The organism is Streptomyces griseosporeus, assembly GCF_014656055.1.
Lineage (GTDB): Bacteria > Actinomycetota > Actinomycetes > Streptomycetales > Streptomycetaceae > Streptomyces > Streptomyces griseosporeus.
Genome location: NZ_BNBR01000002.1, coordinates 24,248 through 43,903 on the forward strand (window position 1 = coordinate 24,248; position 19,656 = coordinate 43,903).

Annotated in this window: 19 protein-coding genes; 12 read left to right on the plus strand and 7 right to left on the minus strand. The window is 70.4% G+C overall.

The window, feature by feature from the left end; all coding sequences use genetic code 11:
* Window positions 1-259: 259 nt before the first annotated feature.
* The 3 genes from IE308_RS09175 to IE308_RS09185 all read left to right on the plus strand — a co-directional run bounded on the left by IE308_RS09175 (window position 260) and on the right by IE308_RS09185 (window position 4,893).
* Complete coding sequence (locus IE308_RS09175) at window positions 260-3,064, plus strand: SpoIIE family protein phosphatase (RefSeq protein ID WP_190217440.1); 2,805 nt, start codon at window positions 260-262, stop codon at window positions 3,062-3,064.
* A complete protein-coding gene (locus tag IE308_RS09180) occupies window positions 3,061-3,390 on the plus strand; it encodes a hypothetical protein (RefSeq protein WP_190217441.1) in 330 nt (109 codons plus the stop codon). Before IE308_RS09175 ends, IE308_RS09180 begins: the two co-directional genes overlap by 4 nt.
* Window positions 3,391-4,092: 702 nt before the next feature.
* Window positions 4,093-4,893, plus strand: coding sequence for a DUF2637 domain-containing protein (locus IE308_RS09185; RefSeq protein ID WP_190217442.1), 801 nt, complete (start codon window positions 4,093-4,095; stop codon window positions 4,891-4,893).
* Between the two features lie 229 nt (window positions 4,894-5,122).
* Here IE308_RS09185 and IE308_RS09190 read toward each other — a convergent pair whose 3' ends face one another.
* On the minus strand, window positions 5,123-5,773 hold the full coding sequence (locus IE308_RS09190) for an NAD(P)-dependent oxidoreductase (protein ID WP_190218247.1): 651 nt from the start codon (window positions 5,771-5,773) through the stop codon (window positions 5,123-5,125).
* An 83-nt stretch (window positions 5,774-5,856) separates the two neighbouring features.
* On the opposite strand from IE308_RS09190, the gene IE308_RS09195 reads away from it, so the two are divergent.
* Complete coding sequence (locus IE308_RS09195; RefSeq protein WP_190217443.1) at window positions 5,857-6,234, plus strand: winged helix-turn-helix transcriptional regulator; 378 nt, start codon at window positions 5,857-5,859, stop codon at window positions 6,232-6,234.
* A 664-nt stretch (window positions 6,235-6,898) separates the two neighbouring features.
* On the plus strand, window positions 6,899-7,249 hold the full coding sequence (locus tag IE308_RS09200) for an STAS domain-containing protein (RefSeq protein WP_190217444.1): 351 nt from the start codon (window positions 6,899-6,901) through the stop codon (window positions 7,247-7,249).
* Window positions 7,250-7,708: 459 nt separating this feature from the next.
* On the opposite strand, the gene IE308_RS09205 is transcribed toward IE308_RS09200, so the two are convergent.
* The 3 genes from IE308_RS09205 to IE308_RS36835 all read right to left on the minus strand — a co-directional run bounded on the left by IE308_RS09205 (window position 7,709) and on the right by IE308_RS36835 (window position 9,867).
* Entirely contained in the window at window positions 7,709-8,212 is a 504-nt protein-coding gene (locus IE308_RS09205; RefSeq protein ID WP_190217445.1) for a GNAT family N-acetyltransferase, read from the minus strand.
* A 733-nt stretch (window positions 8,213-8,945) separates the two neighbouring features.
* Window positions 8,946-9,440, minus strand: coding sequence for a hypothetical protein (locus tag IE308_RS09210; RefSeq protein ID WP_190217446.1), 495 nt, complete (start codon window positions 9,438-9,440; stop codon window positions 8,946-8,948).
* Between the two features lie 58 nt (window positions 9,441-9,498).
* Window positions 9,499-9,867 carry a hypothetical protein gene (locus IE308_RS36835; protein ID WP_229908782.1) on the minus strand — a complete coding sequence of 123 codons (369 nt, stop codon included), beginning with the start codon at window positions 9,865-9,867 and terminating at the stop codon, window positions 9,499-9,501.
* Window positions 9,868-10,266: 399 nt separating this feature from the next.
* Here IE308_RS36835 and IE308_RS09220 point away from each other — a divergent pair, with 399 nt between their 5' ends.
* A complete protein-coding gene (locus tag IE308_RS09220; RefSeq protein WP_229908783.1) occupies window positions 10,267-11,526 on the plus strand; it encodes a serine/threonine-protein kinase in 1,260 nt (419 codons plus the stop codon).
* Between the two features lie 132 nt (window positions 11,527-11,658).
* On the plus strand, window positions 11,659-12,825 hold the full coding sequence (locus IE308_RS09225) for an inositol monophosphatase family protein (protein WP_190217448.1): 1,167 nt from the start codon (window positions 11,659-11,661) through the stop codon (window positions 12,823-12,825).
* Here the strand turns inward: IE308_RS09225 and IE308_RS09230 are convergent.
* From IE308_RS09230 to IE308_RS09240, 3 genes are all read right to left on the minus strand, one after another.
* Window positions 12,822-13,343, minus strand: a complete 522-nt coding sequence (locus IE308_RS09230) for a hypothetical protein (RefSeq protein ID WP_190217449.1) — start codon at window positions 13,341-13,343, stop codon at window positions 12,822-12,824. The genes IE308_RS09225 and IE308_RS09230 overlap by 4 nt on opposite strands.
* A gap of 280 nt (window positions 13,344-13,623) precedes the next feature.
* Window positions 13,624-13,878 (minus strand): hypothetical protein, encoded by a 255-nt coding sequence (locus tag IE308_RS09235; RefSeq protein WP_190217450.1) that lies wholly within the window; start codon window positions 13,876-13,878, stop codon window positions 13,624-13,626.
* Window positions 13,879-14,034: 156 nt separating this feature from the next.
* Window positions 14,035-14,544: a MarR family winged helix-turn-helix transcriptional regulator gene (locus IE308_RS09240; RefSeq protein WP_190217451.1), complete on the minus strand. Its 510-nt coding sequence runs from the start codon at window positions 14,542-14,544 to the stop codon at window positions 14,035-14,037.
* A gap of 72 nt (window positions 14,545-14,616) precedes the next feature.
* Between IE308_RS09240 and IE308_RS09245 the strand changes: the two genes are divergently transcribed.
* The 5 genes from IE308_RS09245 to IE308_RS37435 all read left to right on the plus strand — a co-directional run bounded on the left by IE308_RS09245 (window position 14,617) and on the right by IE308_RS37435 (window position 19,655).
* Complete coding sequence (locus tag IE308_RS09245) at window positions 14,617-16,743, plus strand: MMPL family transporter (RefSeq protein ID WP_190217452.1); 2,127 nt, start codon at window positions 14,617-14,619, stop codon at window positions 16,741-16,743.
* A 364-nt stretch (window positions 16,744-17,107) separates the two neighbouring features.
* Window positions 17,108-17,428, plus strand: coding sequence for an STAS domain-containing protein (locus IE308_RS09250; protein ID WP_190217453.1), 321 nt, complete (start codon window positions 17,108-17,110; stop codon window positions 17,426-17,428).
* A 324-nt stretch (window positions 17,429-17,752) separates the two neighbouring features.
* A complete protein-coding gene (locus IE308_RS09255; protein ID WP_190217454.1) occupies window positions 17,753-18,088 on the plus strand; it encodes a hypothetical protein in 336 nt (111 codons plus the stop codon).
* 22 nt (window positions 18,089-18,110) lie between these two features.
* A complete protein-coding gene (locus IE308_RS37430; protein WP_373314486.1) occupies window positions 18,111-18,836 on the plus strand; it encodes an FAD-dependent monooxygenase in 726 nt (241 codons plus the stop codon).
* Between the two features lie 63 nt (window positions 18,837-18,899).
* Window positions 18,900-19,655: an FAD-dependent monooxygenase gene (locus IE308_RS37435; protein WP_373314499.1), complete on the plus strand. Its 756-nt coding sequence runs from the start codon at window positions 18,900-18,902 to the stop codon at window positions 19,653-19,655.
* Window position 19,656: the final 1 nt, after the last annotated feature.

Genomic DNA, 19,656 nt, shown 5'->3' on the forward strand with positions numbered 1-19,656 from the left:
AGGAATCGGGCATCGGGCTCCGATGGAAGACTCGGCCTTTGGTTGATGATCGGACTGGCGCGGCAGGATGCGTCGCCATCCGGTCGGCGGAAGGGGCATGCCGGGCCTGGCGCACCCTGGCTGAGCCCCCTCACCCGGTGCGCCGCTCGGGCTGTCCCCCGTCGCGGCCCACGGGCCTGCTCGTCCCGCCGCGGGTGCGTCCTCTCCGGACAGGCGTCGTGAGTCATCCAGGTCTGCACGGCGGTGTTATCAAGGGAGTATGGAGGGATATCCCAGCCGATTGCGGACCTCGCGTCCTCCGCCCGCCAGTGGCCGGCGGACTCGGCGCCTGTCCGTATTGAGCCCGCGCACCGCGGCGGGGCAGGTGTTCCTCGTCCAGAGCGTGATCGTGGTGCTGCTGGTGGTGGCCGCGGTGGCGTGCATCATGCTGCAGGCGGCGCGCGACGCGGTGCGGCAGGGACGTCGTGAGTCGGTGGTGGCCGCCCAGTCGTTCGCCAGCGCCCCCGGTGTGAGCCTGGCGCTGCGCAGCCCGGATCCGACCGCCGTGCTGCAACCGCGAGCCGAGCAGGCGCGCAAGCGGGCGGGCATGGACTTCATCGTCGTCATGAACACGGACGGAATCCGGTACACGTATCCCTACCCCGCGGAGATCGGGAAGAAGTTCGTCGGGACCATCGAGCCCGCGCTCGAAGGCCGTACCGTCGTCGAACAGGCGGGCGGTCCGCCTCTGCCGGCGGGCAAGGGGACGGCCATCCAGGCGGTTGTCCCGGTGACCGACGCGCGCGGCCGGATCGTCGGTCTGGTGTCCGCGGGGATCACCGTCACGAACGTGGCGCAACTGTGGATGCCGCAGCTGCCGATCGTCCTGGGCGTCGGCGCGATCATGCTGGTGCTGGCCGCGGCGGGGACGACCGTGGCATCCCGGCGGCTGCTGCGGCAGACCCATGGGCTGGCCCCCGCGGAGCTTGCGCACCTGTTCGAGCACCACCAGGCCGTGCTCCACTCGGTGCGGGAAGGGGTACTGATCACCGGCGAGGACGGACGGCTGCTGCTGGCCAACGAAGAGGCCATGCGGCTGCTGGGTCTGCCGGCGGACGTACAGGGACGGCACGTGCAGGAGCTGGGGTTTCCCGAGCAGATGGCGCGCGCGCTCGCATCCCCGGAGAAGGTCACCGACCAGGTGTACCTCACTCACGACCGTTTGCTGGCGGTGAACAAGCGCCCCACGTTCCCGGAGGCCGACTACGCGGGCAGCGTGGTGACGTTGCGGGACACCACGGAGCTGGCCGTGGTGTCGGGGCGGGCCGAGGGGGCGCTGGGGCAGCTGAAACTGCTGTACGAGGCGGGGACGCGGATCGGGACGACGCTGGATGTGGAGCGCACCGCCCAGGAACTGGCCGACGTGGCGGTGCCTCGGTTCGCCGACGTCGTCGCGGTGGATCTGCTGGACTCGGTGGTGCGCGGCGATGAACCGACGACGGGAGGCTGGCGCCACCTGCTGCGTTCCGCGATCAGCGGAGATCAGCGCATGCTGCCGGTGTACCGGCTGGGTGAAGTGATCACGTTCTCGCCGGAGACTCCGCAGATGCTCGCCCTGGAACAGGGCCGGGGTGTCCTGGAGGCAGACCTGCGGCAGGCCCACGGCTGGCAGGAACAGGATCCGGAACGCGCTCGAAGGGCGCTGGAGCTGGGGCTGCACTCCCTGGTGACCATGCCACTGCGGGCACGGGGGGTGCCCCTGGGCCTCGCGCACTTCTACCGGACGGAGGACTCGCCCGCGTTCGAGCCGGAGGACGTGGCCTTCGCGGAAGAGCTGGGCGCGCGGGCGGCGCTGGCCATCGACAACGCCCGGAGGTTCACCCGCGAGCACGCGATGACGGTGACGCTGCAGCGCAGTCTGCTGCCGCGGGGCCAGCCGGAGCAGGACGCCCTGGAAGTGGCCTGGCGGTATCTGCCCTCGGAGGCGGGCGTGGGCGGGGACTGGTTCGACGTCATTCCGCTGCCGGGCGGACGTGTGGCGCTGGTGATGGGCGATGTCGTGGGCCACGGGCTGCACGCCTCGGCGACGATGGGGCGGCTGCGCATCGCTGTGCACAACTTCGCCACGCTGGACCTCCCCGTCGACGAGGTCCTCGGGAAGCTGGACGATCTGGTCGTCCGCCTGGATGAGGAGGACGACTCCGGCGCTGCCCCTGACGGCAAGGAGGGGGCGGGGTTGACCGGAGCGACGTGCCTGTATGCGATCTACGACCCGGTCTCGGGGATCTGCACGATGGCCCGGGCGGGGCATCCCGGCCCCGCCGTGGTGAACCCGGACGGGACGGTCGTCTGCCCCGAGGTGCCGGCCTCGCCCCCGTTCGGCCTCGGGGGCTACCCCTTCGAAACGGCCGACGTGCACCTGGCGGAGGGCTCCCAGCTGATCCTGTACACCGACGGGCTGGTCAAGAACGCCGCCCGCGACATCGACACCGGGCTCGACGGGCTGCGCCGGGCCCTGGGCGGTGCCGGGGCCGGGGAGCGTACTCCGGAGGAGACCTGCCGGGCGGTGATCTCGGCGTTGAAGCCGGCCCGGCTCTCGGACGACATCGCCCTGCTGGCGGCGCGGACCCGGAGGGTCCCGTCCTCGTCGGTGGCCGAGTGGGATGTGCCCTCGGACACGGCGGTGGTGCCCTCGGTGCGGGCCGAGTGCAGGACGGTTCTGAACGAGTGGGGGCTGGAGGAGACCGCGTTCACCACGGAGCTGATCCTCAGCGAACTGCTCACGAACGCGATCCGGTACGGATCACCACCCGTGAAGGTGCGCCTGCTGCGCGGACGCACTCTGATCTGCGAGGTGTCCGACGGCTCCAGCACCTCTCCGCGACTGCGGCGGGCGGAGACCACCGACGAGGGCGGGCGGGGGCTGTTCCTCGTGGCGCAGTTCGCACAGCGGTGGGGGACGCGGTTCACCTCCCGCGGCAAGGTCATCTGGGCGGAGCAGATCCTGCATGACGGCCCACCTGGTCCCGCGGACCAGACGCCGGTCGACGCCCTCCTTGAACAGTTCGGGGATCCGCTGATGTGAGGAGTAGGTACCAGGCGGTCGAGGTGCCGCAGGGTGGCGTCGGCCCGGTCGATCACGACCATCCCCCGCGGCACACCGCCGAGGTCGCCGTTGAGGGCGATCCGGCGCTCCAGATCGGAGCCGAGGCGGACCAGGGCATCGTGAAGGCCGGCGATATTGCCCCAGTGCGTGACCGTCGGCAGGTCCTTCGCCCACAGATCGGCGATGCGGGTGTGGTCGAGGGCCAGGGCGTGCGCCCGAACGGCCTGATCCGGGGGGAGAAGATTGGCGGTTGGGTGGTGTGCCTCTCTCCGTTTACTTGGCTGTCTTTGACAGCGAATTTTTAGGTTCGTTTCATCCCCCTCATTGAAACTCCACAGAAATGGGTTTCGCCGGGCACAACAGGCTCCTACGCACCAAAGCCATGATGGCGAATCGGTGCACGCCATGGGCCGTAAGCGCGACGGGCCCCAGAAGCCTGAGGGCACGCAGTTGACAAGATCACGCGATGCACGGCTCAGCTGCGCCTTGTTCACTTCTTATGGTTATTTCATCGGCGACCCCGAAACAAAAAATAATAAGGCATGGGTGTTGATGACGATATATTGGTCGACCTGATGGGCGCGGATACATGATCGTCACACATCAGCCTGTGGCATGACCGTCGGTCGTTAAGGGTGCTTGTGTGTACATCCATCACTCGTTCGCCGCAGCACCGTTTAAACGGGGCGGGCGTTAGGTGGGATATGACAAAGGCAACCAGGGAAAAGCTCTTCGGGTTCTACACGGCTGAGGACGGCGCCAGCAGGCCGATCCGGGGGGTCGTGGCGGTGGGTTCGTACACCTATGTTCCGGCCCCGAGGCATTCGGCGGCCGCTGCCAACGGGACCCTCACCAAAGGCGGGCTCTCCGTGCCTCTTCTAGTGACCGAACCGCTCTTCCAGGAGTTTCTGGAAGGCCTGAGTCGCCTCGAAGCAGACTTGTCCCGCCGATGGGTCGCGACCCAGGGGAATTCTGCCATCTCCGGCGCGGAATAGTCGGACGAGGCCATGTTCGAAGAACGAACCGGTCAGTGGAGCTTCGCCGATGAGCCGCGGGGAGTCCAAAGCGCCGGTACGGGATGGAACCGCGGCTCTGCGGATTTCCTGGAACGTGAGGAAACCGCGGATCTGCTGTGGGATCCGGCGGAAGAGCTCACCTTCATGCTGCAGAACGCCATGGAGAACGGCGATGAGCTGAGGGCGAGAATTCCCGCCGCTCGCCAGGAGGATTCGGTCACCCGTCCGGCGCCGGGCACGCCCATGAGCAACCTGCAGGAGATCACGGCGGAACTGCCACCACTGCAGCACGGATCCGCAAGGCACCGAAGGAGGCGTGAACGCCCACGTGGCCTCAGTATTCGCATCATCAGCCTCTCCATCACCGGCATGGTGGCGGCCATGGCCTCCGCGGTGAGTCTGTTCGGCGGCATGGTCGCCTACAGTCCGCTGCAGCTATCGGCGTCGTCGCGGATGTCTCAGGGCATGATCGCCTGGTGGCCCCTGCTGGTGTACGGGCCGTGGCTCGTGGCGGCCCTGTCGATCCTGCGTGCCGCGGTCCACCAACGGCGCGCCGTTCACTCCTGGTGCATCGTGCTCCTCTTCTCGGCGACAGCATTGTTGATGTGCCTTTTGCAGTCACATCAGTCGCTGACGAGCAATGTCGCGGCGGCCCTGCCCAGTATCGCCTCGTTGGCCTGCTTCCAGCAGTTGGTCCGTCAGATCACCCTGACCCGGCCGCCCCGGCGTGTTCCGCCCCGGCACCGGCAGCGGCCCCCGGCGACGGAAACACCAATCGACGGCCTCCAGTAGGAGTGTCCGCGCTGACGTCACGCCCACTGCGGTCCGGAGAACCTGGGAGCCGCCCTGCTGGACGCTACGGCGGACGTGCGTGCGGGCGGCATCAACACCACCCCGCCCCCGCCCTGCCGCCGACCAGCAGCCCGCCCGTGGGAGGAACTCCGACATGAGGACGATGCGCCGCCGACTCGGCACCGGCCCCGAAGCCTCCGCCAGTACGACACCCCCGGCCGGGGAGCCTTCACGCGGTCTCGACGCCTATCTGAGTGCGGTGATGACGAGGCTCATCGATCTCGTCGAGCAAGGCGATCGCGAAGTCGTGGTGAGAGATGCGGCTGGCGGCGTTGGCGGCAGCGACGGAGTAGCGCCCAGAGTGCTCCCCGTCAGCGTCGAAGTCGCCCGCTGGACTGACAATCAGCCAGTCCAGGGCGGTAGTCGAGGTGCGCAACACGTCTGTCCCGGCGGCGTGAGCGACACAGAAGGGTCGGTATTCCTGCGGAAAGCTGGGACTGTCCATCAACGGCGTGCCGTCGGCGGCCTCCAGAACGGCCGCCAGGCCGACGACGACCAACCGGTCCACACCGGCTCTCGGCAGCCCGTCCAAGAGCGCTTGGGCAGCAGTCGTGAAGAACACGTCAGCCTGGGCGCCAGGGTCGTAGGCAGCCGTGATCGCAGCGTCATGACCGTTCGCGAGGTCCGCGACGGCTTCGGCGTCGGTGACATCACCGACGAGCAGGCGGACTTGGGCCCCTTCGAGATCCCGGTACCGGTCGGGATCCCGAACGACCGCGGTGACATGGTGCCCGCGCCGTACCGCCTCGCCAACAGCGGCCCGTCCAGCGCGGCCGCCTGCTCCGAAAACAATGATCTTTCCCATGCGGCTACCTCGCATCGTCTCGACAAGCTCTGCCTGCTGACTCGGCAAAGTAGCCGGACCCGTGGTTACCTCCTGGATACCGAACTACCGTGGCACCTATGACAAAGCCTCTGGATCCGGACATGTTCGATCCGCTCTGCCCGTCTGAGCTGATGCCGGTCCGCGTGGGCGACAAGTGGGCCGGAATGATCATCCAGTGCCTCGAAGACGGCCCCCGACGGTTCTCCGAGCTACGAGTACCGCTGCGGAACATCACGCCAAAGGTCCTGACCCAGTCACTCCGAGCCCTGGAACGTGGCGGCTACGTCACCCGCACCGTCCATGCCGAACCCTCCCGCCATGTCGCATACGAACTGACCTCGCTCGGCCGGAGCCTCCTCGATCTACTGGGCGAAATTCGCACATGGGCCGAAACTCACATGGACGAACTCATTGACGCCCGCGAGGCAGCAGAGCGAGGCACAGCCACCGGCTGACGCGCCAGGCCATCCGAACGACGCTCAGTGCAATACCGGTTGTCCCGCGCAGTTTAAAAGCCAGCGCACTGCTGACAGCTCCAGTTGCATCCGGTGGCCGAAGGGCCGGTCACGGTCGCCGAAAAGACGCAGAAGGTGGCGGACGCGCTGCGGGGTCGGCTTCGAGGCTAGTTGGGCCGGCGTCGAATGAGGTCCTCGTCCCTCGTGTACGGAGGGCTCGGCCGGGCGGCGGGTCTACTCCCACCAGCCACAGCGGTGAGGGGCAGCCAAGCGTTGCGGACCCGGTCGTTTCAGGGAGACGGCCGAGACAGAGCCAAGCAGGTGGTGAGCCCTGGTGCCCGTGGGGCACAGCAGCAGGTGCCGGGCCGTCTGCGGGGCAGGCAACGGCTCTCACCTGTTGCGCGGCTCTGACCGGGCAGGTTCTGTCGGCCGGGGCGGTGGCGGGCTTCACACGAAATTCTCGTGCAGGCAGTCGTGGCGGCGAGAGTGCCTGTGTGACGGTGGGGGGAGACAACGAGACCGGTCGGCACCCCCTGGTGCCGGTCTTTGAGGGGATCGGGCGTTGCCCCCACCCCGGGCACCCGACCCCCGCCATCGTCGTACACCCCTCAAAGGGGGTGCTTCGTCTTTGGGCTCACCAACCCCCGGAAGGGGGCACGCCCTCGTGAACATCAGCACCACGATCGACAGCACCTTCGCACGCATCTCCCTCTGTGGAGAGATCGACTTCGACACCATGCTCCCCCTGCGCGCCGCCGTTGCCGCGCTGCCACCGCAGGTGACCGACTTGCAGTGGGACCTGACCCTCACGTCCTTCATGGACATCGCCGGCCTCCACCTCCTCTTCACCCCCACCGCCAGCGAGGTCCAACAGCGTCGGGTGACCGCGACCGGACTGCGCGAACAGCCGCTGTCGCTGCTGCTCCTGGCAGCCGAACTGCATCCCACCGTCTTCGATCTCTGTCGTCTCCTGCCCGACGTAGCCCTGGCCGACCTCAGGCCCGCAGCCCCGTGAGCACCCTGCGCAGGGTCTTCCCACTGTTGGGGGGTAGCTGGTCGCCGGGAACCGGATCGGTTGCGAGCGGCCCGTCAGAAGCCCAGTCACCGTGACCGGGCAGTGAGCCAGGAATCACTGGCGGGGTTCTCCCGCTCTCACCCCTGACGAACCAGGTCGGCACCGGCAACGACGGCCAGCGGCCGCCCATTCCGCGTCCGTCATGTCCGACGGATGCCGGCGCACCCGGTCCGGATGCTCGGCCGCGTTGCCGTCACGTGCGCAAGGCAATCGCAAAACGGCGGGCGAGTTGAGGTCAACATGCTGGGGCACGTCAACAGAGTCTCCGGGAACCACTCGGAATGGGAGCGCACCCCCTAGCACTTGGAGGCTCCCCTTCTCGCGGGGAACCGCCCCCGTCACCCGATCGCGTCTCCCGTTCGATCGAGAACCGTCGAGATTGGTAAGGGAAACGACCGCTTACGTGCCGGGATGCTCCGGCAAGGCGAGCCAGTCCGACCAGGAGATCTCGCGGCCGAGGAAGCGCGGCTGCTCGAACGGCCAGTCGGCGGCGATCCACTGCGGCACCAGCGCATCGAGTGCCTGCTCGACCTTGCTGTCCACCAGCTCGTCCACGACCCACCAGGAGATTTCGACGTCCGCGCCGGCCCTTTCCGGTGGGTCGATGTAGACGCAGCCGAGCAGAGCTGTCTCCTCGGCGTCGAACAGCGCGTAGTTGAAGGACTGGTGGGCGGCGATCTCCTTCTCGTGCCGCAACAGGTCGGCCTGGTCGGCTTCGTAGGTCATGGTTGCCGCGGGCCAGCCCCAGGCCGGTCCGAAGATGGCCCACAGCCGCTCGCGTGAACCCATCACAGCCGGATAGTCGAGGGGGGTGTCCGACTCCCTGATCGGCCGCAGGCGATGGCCACCGCCCGGCAGGGGTACCAGGACGGGATGGACGAAGTCATCGGGGAGCCAGCTCATGGCGCCCGACCGTAGCAGTGCGCGGCTGTGCGCTCCCCTCGAATTTTCCCCGGAGACCGCCAGGCCCGACCCCCATGTCGGGCAGGGCCCCGCGATCATCCGGTCGAGACTCCCGTTCGCTCGGCAGGCCCCATGATCGGTATGGCAACCCACCGAGCTGGAGCGGCGCGGGCTGCCCTCTTACTTACTGCGGAGGCCGCACGAGAGGCGCCGGGCTGGTTCGAGCAGCCCGTCCATGGACGGCTTCGTAAAGCTGTGCAGAATGCGGCTGACCCACGCGGAGCTGTCGGTCCTCCTCGACCAGAGCGTAGTGGTGCCCCTTGCGCTGGAGGATGTCGTGCTCCCCGTGGGCATCGCGTACTCGAAGAGGAGACGACGATCGCCGGACCGTCGGGTGCTCGTGGCCGAGCGGCTGGTCAGCGCCGTCGAACTCCCCGCGGTCGCGATATCGGCGGGCGCGAACTTCGGAACTGAGCCTGTGGTTCTTCCCGGTAGGGGCCGAGCGGACCGGCAGGGTGCGGTCGGAAACGTGGGCCGAGGACCGGGACACGGCCTGCTACGCGGTGCTCTGCCTACGCGCGAGCCGCCCGACATCGAGGAGTTACGTCAGGCGCTGCGCCGACAGCCCGAGCAGATCGAGATTGCCCGCCCGCACCATGCTGCATGGCCTCGCCCCGCTCGACGGCGACGTGCAGCCGTTGCCGGCGCCGCAGGCGCACGGCCGGTCGCACTCTCATGCCGGAGGGCTGGTGGCGGATGCAGCCGGCAGCGCCGTGGGGATGCGGTGGGTGTGGGCCAGGGCGGTCAGTGTGCCCAGGCGCAGGAGCGCCTCGACGACCAGGGCTGCCGCACCCAGTTGGAGGCCGGTTGCGGGGTGCAGGAACGCGCCGCGTACACCGCCGTAGGCCACCGCACCCACCAAAAGGGTCGCTGCGGCGAACGGCCAGGCCAGCATCCGGGCCCAGGAGGTTGATTCGGCGGCCACAGCGACCAGGAGTGCCACCGTGAGTCCGATGTCGGCGAGCAGGACGAAACCCACGGAGTGGTCGACGACGTAGACCTCCACCCAGCGCTCGTGGTGGGCGTCGGCTTCGACGGAGAGCGGGAGACTCAGTCCCAGTCCGGCCAGGAGCGTCACGCACCCGAGGACGGCTGCGACGGCGGGCGGGGTACGCAGCCGTGCTGCCGCGACCGCGGCGACCATGCCCAACGCCACGGCGATGAACACGGCCGGCCAGACAGGCCCTGCGTCGGATCCAGGCGATGTACCGTTCACCGGCTCCACCTCACAGACTCGGGAAGACGACAGCGAAGAAGAGCCACAGCAGCAGCGCCCAGACCACCGCCGCCACCAGCGACACCATCAGCGAGCTGCGCCACTTCACCGCCAGGAACGGCAGCAGCATAAGCCCGGCAACGGGACCGGCCACGCGGACGGTCGCCCTGGTCAGCCGGCCGTCGGTGCCGTGTCCGTCGGCGGCACGGCGGAGCAGCCGCTGCGAGACGAGGCCGTACAGTCCGAAGACGACGGGGAAGAACCACAGCGGTGTGACGGTGACGAGTTCCTCCTCGGAGAACTCGTCGAAACTGACGAGATAGATGAACCCTGCGGCCGTCACGCCGATCAGCAGGGCGATCACATACAGAGCGCTCAATGCGACCGGCTCTGCGGCAGGGCGCGGCGGAGAGGCGGGCGGTGGCAGGAGGGGCGCCGGCCCGACGGCCGGTCCTCGGGTGAGCGGAGCGTCGGATCGCGGGACCCGGACCACCTGGCGGCAGTGCGGACAGCGGACTTTCCGTTCGGCATGCTCGGCCGGGGCCTGCAGCATGTGTCCGCATGAAGCTCTGAACTCCACCTGTCGACCTTGATCCACGCTCGGTCTCCCCCCTCACGGACCCCACTGTTCTCTCTCGATGTCGCTGACGACGCGCTCTCCGGCCGCGGCAGTTCCCGAGGCACAGCACGGACCGGCAATCGCTCGCACTGGTAGAACAGTTCGGTACGCTGCGGCCGGTTCCGCGATGTCGGGCCGCGGGGGGAGGGGAGCACCGGGGTGGCCGTGTTCGAGGAGTTGACGGCGGGGGATCCACGGCGGGTGGGCCGGTACCGGATCGTGGCCCGGCTCGGGGCCGGCGGAATGGGTCAGGTCTATCTGGGGCGCTCGCCCGGTGGCCGCGCGGTCGCGGTGAAGGTCGTCCGTCCGGAGCTGGCGGAGGACCCGGACTTCCGCAAGCGGTTCGCGCGTGAGGTCGCCGCCGCCCGGCGGGTGAACGGGGTGTTCACCGCCGGTGTCGTCGACGCCGACGCCGAGGGCACCCCGGCCTGGCTGGCCACCGGCTACGTGCCCGGCATGTCTCTGGGCGAGGCGGTGAGCCGGCACGGCCGGTGGCCGGCGGAAGCGGTGCTCGCGCTGGGTGCGGCGCTCGCCGAGGCGCTGGAGGCCATCCACGCGGCCGGGGTCATCCACCGGGACCTCAAGCCCTCCAACGTCCTGCTCGCGGCCGACGGCCCACGCGTGATCGACTTCGGCATCTCGGTGGTCGGCGGCGCCAGCGCGCTCACCGGCACCGGCATGGTGGTGGGCACGCCGGGTTTCATGGCCCCGGAGCAGGTGGTGGGCGGCCCGGTCGGCCCCGCCTGTGACGTCTTCGCCCTGGGCGCGGTGCTGGCCTATACCGCCACCGGGGTCCCGGCGTTCGGCACGGGCCCGGCGCACGCGGTCAACTTCCGTGCCGTCTACGAGGAACCGGACCTCGGCGCCGTACCTCCCGCCCTGCGGGAACTGATCGGCCCTTGCCTGGCGAAGGAGCCCGCGGACCGGCCCGCCCTGCCCGAGCTGCTGGAACAGCTGACGGAAGGGGTCGAGGACGATCCGGCGACGGGCCTTTCCCTCGCGGGCACGGACTGGCTGCCCGCCCCGGTGGCGGGAGAACTGCGCCACCGTCAGTCCCTTGACCGGCCGGGGCCACCGGCTGTTTCCCCGGCTCCTGTTGCGGCGCCGTCCGAGTCGGAGCCCCACCCCGCACCGGGAAGGTCCGGGCCGTCGGACGCCGCCGAGCCGGCCGAGGATGCGGCTCTGCCCGAGTCACACGAGCCTCCATCCGAGGCCCACAGGACCACCGCCACCGTGGCGCTCGTGCCGGCCACGGCGGCCAAGGCGTCGGCGGCGTCCACCCCCTCCCTCCCCCGGCCCACCCGCCGGCACATCCTGCTGACGGTCGCAGGCGTCACCGCCGCCGCTGGCGTCAGTACGGCGATCGCGGCAGTGGCCGAGAGGTACGACACGGACGGCGACCCGTCGTCCGCTCCGTGAGCAAGGTGGCGTCGGATTGGACCGTCACATTCTGGGGGAACTGGAAGCAGGCCTTCCCCGACACCACGGACCTACGATGACCGGGCCGACCGCTGCAGCCCAACCCGGCCCGCCCATACGGTAAGGGGAACCATGACAGGCGTCTCCAGCCCGCGCGTCCTGCTCGTCACCGCAGACGGCGCCCTGCTGGTCGAGGAGGCGGGTGGAGGCGAAGCGCGCGCCATCGTGCCGGTGCCGCTGGGTCTGCCCACGGTGGGCCGCGAGGCTGCGTTGATGGCCTCCCTGCGGGCGAGGTACGGCATCGGCGGACGGGTGGCCGCCCTGGTCCGCACCGGAGCGGAGGCCGCGCCCGGTTACGCCTACGTGGTGCGGGTCACGCACTGCTCGGACGCCACCGGCCTGCGCCCCGCGGAAGCCGGTGGCCTTCGCGAGGACGAGGAGGTCGCCGCCCTGATCCGTCGCGCCGGCGCGCGGGGACTGCTCACCCTGCCCGACCTGCGGGAGGAGGGCGAGGGCCAGGGGCCGCTGACCGCGGTGGCGGTACGGGCCGCCGGGTTGGCGGCGCGGGCGGTCGGGGACGTGGTGGCCGGCGGGCGGGTCGAGGTCGCCGCCAAGCAGGGGGCGCACGACCTGGTGACGACGGCGGACCGGGCTGCGGAGGAGGCGGCGATCGCCGAGATCCGCAGGCACCGCCCGGACGACGCGATCCTCGCGGAGGAGTCGGGCAGCCACCCCGGCACCAGCGGTGTCCAGTGGATCCTGGACCCGGTGGACGGCACGGGCAACTTCGTCCTGGGGCGGCCCGACTACGCGGTCAGCGTCGCGGCGTACCGCGACAAAGTCCCGCTGGCGGCCGTGATCCGGCGGCCGGCGGACGGCGCCTGGGCCGCGACCGGCGAGCACGGCCCGACGGGCACCCTGCCGCTGGCCTGCCGGTCCACAGGCTCGCTGGCCGAGGCGGTGGTGTCCGTCGGCGTTCCGCACGATCCTTCCATGCGGCCGGTCTCGCTGCGGTTGCTGGAGCACCTTCTGCCGCGCGCCCGCGACTTCCGCCGGATCGGCTCCGCCTGCTGCGACCTGCTGGCGGTGGCCACCGGCACGCTTGACGCCTACGTGGGCGTGGACCTCGGCCGCTGGGACTACGCGGCGGGTGTCGCGTTGGTGACGGCGGCGGGCGGCGTCGCCGAGGAGATGGAGCTGGCCGGCGGCGTGCCCGTGGTCGTCGCGGCGGCACCGGGCGTCGCCGCGGAACTCGTCGCCTTCCTGCGGTCCGTTCCGGCGGCGCGGCCGGGGGTCTAGAAGGGGTCCGGCATGCCCCGCAAGGTGGGGTCGGGGCGGGTGGAGCGAGTGCGCGGCGGATTGGATCCGCCAATGTCTGCGACGAGTTGGTGGCGCAGCTCGCTGGCCAGCCGCTGCAGGTCGTCCAGCTCGTCGGCGGTCAGGGGCGTATCAGCCCGGTCCGCCGTCTTGCTACGGCCGTCCGGCGACTTCACGAACAGCACGTTGTCGAGGGCGTCCTCCAGGGCGAGGTAGGCCCGCTTGGAGCCCTGCGACAGGAACATCCCGTGGGCCTCCTCGGCGTAGTACCAGTTGCGGAAGGAGGCGCGGACGGGCAGCAGGTCCGATCGCGTGGGGACCGGGATCAGCATCCAGTGCCGCGGGATCTGCCGGGTGAGGTGGAAGAGTGCCTGGTGGGCCGCCAGCCGCTTGTCGCGCAGCGTGCGGTCGTATTCGTGTTCCAGGTTGAGCCGCATGGTGGACCTGTTGGCGACATAGGTGGTCACGGCGCCGAGGGCCGCACCGAACACTGCGGTCAAAACGGGGAGCAACGCTGACACGGCTGCAGTGTCCCAGAGCTGCCCGGGTGCGCGAGCCGGATCACGTGTGCGCTACGGACGACGGCGTACGGCGACGGGCCGGGCAGTCGCAGAGGCGCTACGACCGGGGAGCGCCGAATGCGGGGCCACCTGGGGAATGCCGGAGTCGAGGGGGGCGGTTCGGCACCACAAAGGCGTACGGGCTCCGCCGGTCCGGCCCCACGGGGAAGCGGTGGAACGAGTGCGCGCGCTTCTCAGCGACCTGTGCCCGGGACGCTGCCTAGAGACCGCCGAGGCCGATCCCACCGTCCCCCTTGGTGTCACCCCCGGCCTCGTCGAAGTGGGGACCCATGATCAACATTGCCACGCCGACGACACACAGGGGGCCGAGAAAGAGCACGCCGAGGAAGTACGGCAAGAAGATGTGGTCGCGGAACGCCCATGTGCACAGAGCAACCTCGGCCGCGACCGAAGGCACCGTGATCAGCAGACCGGTGACGCGGTTCCGGTCCACAAGGCGGCGTTTAGCGGCCATGCTCCCTCCCCCGGCGGCACGACTGTCACCGTACAGCGGTGATGCCCGGACGCTCCGCGCGGAACACGTCGCTCCGCGCGGACACGGTGCTTCATGCCCGGCGCCGAGCTCCGGACCTCGCGCGATCTCGAGCCGGGCGACTCTGCAAGGGAGGGCTCAGTCCGAACTCCGGCGCAGCCGAGCGAGTTCGGCGTTCATCTCGGCGAGGAACCGGACGACCACCGCCAGTTCGTCGGCGCTGAACCGGTTCCGGGCCGCCTCGGTGCCGTGGGCCAGGGGCCGGAAGTAGTCCCGGGCCAGGCTCCGGGCCGCGTCGGCGTAGTGCAGGTGGACCACGCGGCGATCGCCGCCGTCCCGCACGCGCCGGACGTGCCCGGCCCGCTCCAGCCGGTCCAGGCAGGCGGTCACCGCGCCGGACGTGAGGTTGAGCTGCTTCCGCAGACGGCCGGGTGTCATGGGCTCGCCCCCCGCCTCGGGATCGGCCTCCGCGTCCAGGATCGCGATCAGCGCCTGCATGTCGGTCATGTGCAGACCCTGCGCCTGGGCGAATTCCTGGGCTATGCGGTTGAACTCCCCGTTCATCCGGCGCAGCAAAACGGCGAAGGACTGCAACCCGATCGGGTCGTCCGCCGGAAGAGATGCCGTGGGCACACCGGGACTGCTCATGGCACCAGCCTAGTATCTCTCAATGATTGAGATACTTTGTGGGTGAGATACTTCTTACGGCTTGGGATGCGCATGACTACCGCACAACGTTGGGCACGACGGCTCGTTCCGCTCGCACTGCTGCTCGTCTGGCTGGGGGTGGGCGGGACACTCGGCCCCTACGCGGGCAAGCTGGGCGAGGTCGCCACCAACGACCAGGCCGCCTTCCTCCCCCGCGGCGCCGAGTCCACCCAGGTGCTGGACGCCCGCAAGGCGTTCGACCAGGCCGAGACCGTGCCGGCCATCGTGGTGTGGACGGCGGACGGGCAGCCGTTCACGCCGCAGCAGCAGGCGGAGGCCACCCGGGCCGTCGCCGCGCTCGCCGGGAAGCCCGGCGTCGTCGGCCGCCCCTCCCCCGCCCAGCTAGCCGAAGACCGCGAGGCGATGCAGGCCGTCGTCCAGCTGGAACCCGACCTCGGCGAGGAACTGCCCGCCACCCTCGACGCGGTGCGCGCCGCGACCGGGGACGTGCCGGGCGCCGAGGCGCGGATCGCCGGGCCCGCGGCGAGCCAGGCCGACCTGTCGGACGCGTTCGCGGGCATCGACGGACTGCTGCTGGGCGTGGCCCTGGGCGCCGTACTGCTGATCCTGCTGCTCGTCTACCGCAGCGTCCTGCTGCCGTTTCTGATCATCCTCAGCTCGGTCTTCGCCCTGGGTCTGGCCTGCGCTGTGGTCTACGCCCTGGCGGAGCGGGACGTGGTCCGGGTCGACGGGCAGGTGCAGGGCATCCTGTCGATCCTGGTCATCGGCGCGGCAACGGACTACGCGCTGCTGCTGGCCGCGCGTTTCCGCGAGGAACTGGCCGCGCGCGGTGACCGGGTCGCGGCGGCGGTGGCCGCAGTGCGCCGCTCCTCCGGCGCCATCACCGCCAGTGCCGCCACGGTGGCGCTGGGGCTGATGGCCCTGCTCGCAAGCGACCTCACCAACAACCGCGCCCTCGGCCCGGTCGGCGCCATCGGCATCGTCTGCGCCGTGCTGGCCACGCTCACCTTCCTGCCCGCCGTGCTGGCCCTGCTGGGCCGGGTCGCCTACTGGCCGTCCCGGCCGAAGCCGCCGCAGGAGTCCGCGGAGGGCAGCGGCGTGTGGCGCCGGGTGGCGGGCATCGTGTCCGCCCGGCGGCGCCGCGTCTGGGTGGTGACGGCGTTGCTGCTGGCCGTGTGTGCGGCCTTCTCTCCGTCCCTGTCCGCCAAGGGCGTGCCGCTGGACGAGATCTTCGTCAACGACGCGCCCTCGGTCGCGGCGCAGCGCACGCTCGGCGAGCACTTCCCCGGCGGCTCCGGCAACCCGGCGATCGTCATCGCCGACTCCGGCCGGGCTGAGGAGGTGACGGCCGCCGCGCGCTCCACGGAGGGCGTGGCGAGCGCCGGTGCCGTCTCCGCATCCGGACGGCCCGGGTCCGGGAAGCCGCTGGTGGCGGACGGGCGCGTGCGCATCGACGTCACGTTGAAGGCCGCGGCCGACAGCGACGCCGCCAAGGAGACCGTGGAACGGCTGCGTGAGAAGGTGCACGCCGTCCCCGGCGCCGGCGCACTGGTCGGCGGCTACACCGCGCAGCAGTACGACACCCAGCTGACCGCGGCCCACGACAGGACGCTCATCGTGCCGATCGTCCTCGCCGTGATCCTGCTGATCCTCACGGTGCTGCTGCGCTCGCTGCTCGTGCCGGTGCTGCTGGTCGCGACCGTCGGCCTGAACTTCCTGGCCACGCTCGGCGTCTCGGCGCTGGTCTTCCAGCACCTGCTCGGATTCAGCGGCACGGACGCGTCGGTGCCGCTGTACGGCTTCGTGTTCCTGGTGGCACTCGGCGTCGACTACAACATCTTCCTGATGTCCCGTGTGCGGGAGGAGGCGCTCGCGCACGGCAACCGCCAGGGCGTGCTGCGCGGGCTTACGTCAACCGGTGGGGTGATCACCTCAGCGGGTGTGGTCCTGGCCGCGACGTTCGCCGCGCTCATGGTGATTCCGCTGGCGTTCCTGGTGCAGATCGCCTTCATCGTGGCCTTCGGCGTGCTGCTGGACACCCTCGTGGTCCGCTCGCTGCTGGTGCCCGCGCTCATGATCGACATCGGGCCGAGGGCGTGGTGGCCGAGCATCCTGGCCCGCGAGGCGGAGCCGCATCCAAAGGAGGAGGAGGCCGCGGTCACTGCTCCGTCCGGCTGACAGTTGCGGCTGTTCGTTTCGAGCGCGGTGGCGGCCGGCCGACCCGAGCTTGGTCTCGGTGGAGGTGTCCCGGCAGCCGCACGCGACAGGGCCAGCGTCCGCAGCAAGGCGCCGGCTCATGGCAGTCGCCTTCGGCGCCGGCGGGCTGGAAGAGACCGTCCAGTCTGTGCGACGCTCGCAGGAACAACCAGCCTGGTCTCGTGAGAGACCCCGCGCCGCCCCTGAAGGCCACCGCTGTGTGACCGGGGCGCGGTACGGGTTGTCTCGCTCGGCTGTACACGGTCTGATGCCGTGTGCGTGACACCCCTCCCCCATCGCGAGGGGCGTGATGGGCTCGACCCCGAGATGTGCGAGGGGCGAACCAGTGAACGACCTCACCGTGGTCACCCAGCAATACACCGACCGTGCCTTCATCACCGTGCGCGGGGAAATGGACCTGCACAGCTGCCCCCGGCTGGCACGCGCCGCAGCCATGATCCCGCTCGGGGGAAAACGCCTGTACATCGACCTGTCCGGCGTCCCCTTCATGGACTCCAGCGGCCTGAACCTGCTGATCTGGCTCCACAGGCGCCTCAACGCCGAAGGCGGCCTGCTCTCCGTCACCGGCCTCCAGCCCCACCCTGCTGGTTGCGTCGTCGCGCAGTGTGCCGCTCGTCGCTGCTACTGGGGTGCGTCAGGCGAGTGATTTCGCGGCGGTGGTGAGGAGGGTGTGGGTTTCTGTGATGTGGAGCAGTCGTTCTGGCAGACTGCGCTGCTGCGGCTGTCCGGGACGGAGACCACCGGGTGGCCGTACCGGCGGCGCGGGGTGGCCTCTTGAGTCCCGCGCTGGTGCCACCGCCGGGCAGGCAGGCCGGACGGCAGGCGATGGACACGGAGATTCACGCCTTCGGGCGTAGATCACCGGCGAGACCACTGAACGCCCTGGTGGGGGCAGTCGGCCATGGGACGATGCGGGACCACGATGCTCCGGGGGCATCGGTTGGTCGCTTCACGAGGAATCCGCATCCGCATGAAGAAGACAAGCAGCGTCCTGGACGACGGCATGTCCCTGGAGGGCTCGGCTGCCGAGCTGCGCCGTGCCGCGGTGCACCACTTCGACCAACTCGTCGATCTCTACGGGGAGTTGTGGGGCCAACACATCCATCGCCGGTACTGGGACCTCGACCGGCCCTACACGGAGATCCGCAGACCCATCACCCGCAACCCCTGGCTGATGCTCAGGCTGCTGCGCGCCAAGGGACTCGCAGTCCTGCGCGCCGCCACCTCGGTGCCCCCGACGAAGCGGCTCCACGACGAAGGCATCATCCGCTGCGGCGTGTTCCGTGCCACCAAGCCGCAACGGTGACAGGGCTCGGGGGAAGCCTGGGATGAGCCAGTCGCACGTGCCGGTGGTCGTCGTCGGCGCGGGCCCCACCGGGCTCGCCGCGGCAAATCTGCTCGGCTGGTACGGCGTCGAGTGCCTGGTCCTGGAACGCGGGGTGCCGGTCTGCCCGCAGCCCCGAGCGGTCCACCTGGATGACGAGGTGCACCGGATCCTGGCCTGGCTCGGCGTGCGTGAGGAGTTCGCCGCGATCTCCCGGCCCTGCCCGGGCATGCGCCTGGTCGACCGGGAACTGCGCACGCTGGCGGAGTTCCAGCGGGCGGCGACCGGCGCGCACGGCTACCCCGAGGCGAACATGTACGACCAGCCGGAGCTGGAGGCGCTTCTGTGCGCCAACCTCACCCGGTTCCCCAGCGTCACACTGCGCAGCCGTACCGAGGTCACCGGCCTGAGCCAGCGCGACGACGGCGCGGTGACGGTCCGGACCACCGACCGGGCCACCGGTGAGCAGGACGTCCTGCGCGCCGGGTATGTGCTGGGCTGCGACGGCGCGAACAGCCACACCCGGTCCTGGATCGGCGCCGCGATGCGGGACCTCGGCCGGGCGCAGCGCTGGCTCGTCGTCGACGTGGTCACCGACGCGGACCTGGGGCAGTGGGAGGGCGTGCACCAGGTCTGCGATCCCGCCCGCGCGGCGACGTACATGCGGATCGGGCCGCGACGCCACCGCTGGGAGTTCCGGCTGGGTCCCGGGGAAGTGGCCGACGACTAACGGGACATCGCCCGGCTGTACCCGCTGATCGCGCCCTGGACCGGTGCCGTCCCGGCCGGGGAACTGGAGCCCATCCGCATCGCCGAGTACACCTTCCGCGCCCAGGTCGCCGACCGCTGGCGGGACCGGCGTGTGTTCCTGCTCGGGGACGCCGCCCATCTGACGCCCCCCTTCATCGGCCAGGGCCTGGGCGCCGGACTGCGCGACGCGGCCAATCTGGCCTGGAAACTCGCGGCCGTCCTCCGCGGAAGCCTCCCCGAGGCCGTCCTGGACACCTATCAGAGCGAGCGGAAAGCACACGCCCGCGCGCTGATCCGGACGGCGAACCTCGTCGGGAGCTTGATGACGCAGGGCGGCGACCTCGGCAACGCCCTGCGCCGGTCGCTGCTGCCCCGGCTGGTTCTGCTGCCCTGGTTGCGGGACTTGGCGCTCAGCAGCAAGACCCCGGCACTGCGCCGCTCCACCCTGGTCCGTCGGCCGTGGCTGCGGCGGGGCCTCGCCGGCAGCCTGTGCCCGAACGCGCCGCTCGACCCCGCCGACCCGGGTCACCGGTTCGACGACCTCGCCCGGGGATGGTTCGCGCTCGTCACGACCGAGCGCCCGGCCGAGGCCCTGTGTGCCGAGGTGCGGCGACGCGGCGCCGTGCTGGTGGTGGCAGCACCCGGCACCGTACTGCACCGCTGGCTGCGGGGCGGCGGCGCGCGGGCGGCGGTCGTGCGCCCCGACGGCACGGTGCTGCGCGCGGGACGCGACGCACTCGATGTGTGCCTGAGCCTGCCGGCCCTCAGGAGACGGTCGGCCCATCCCCCAACCGCATGAA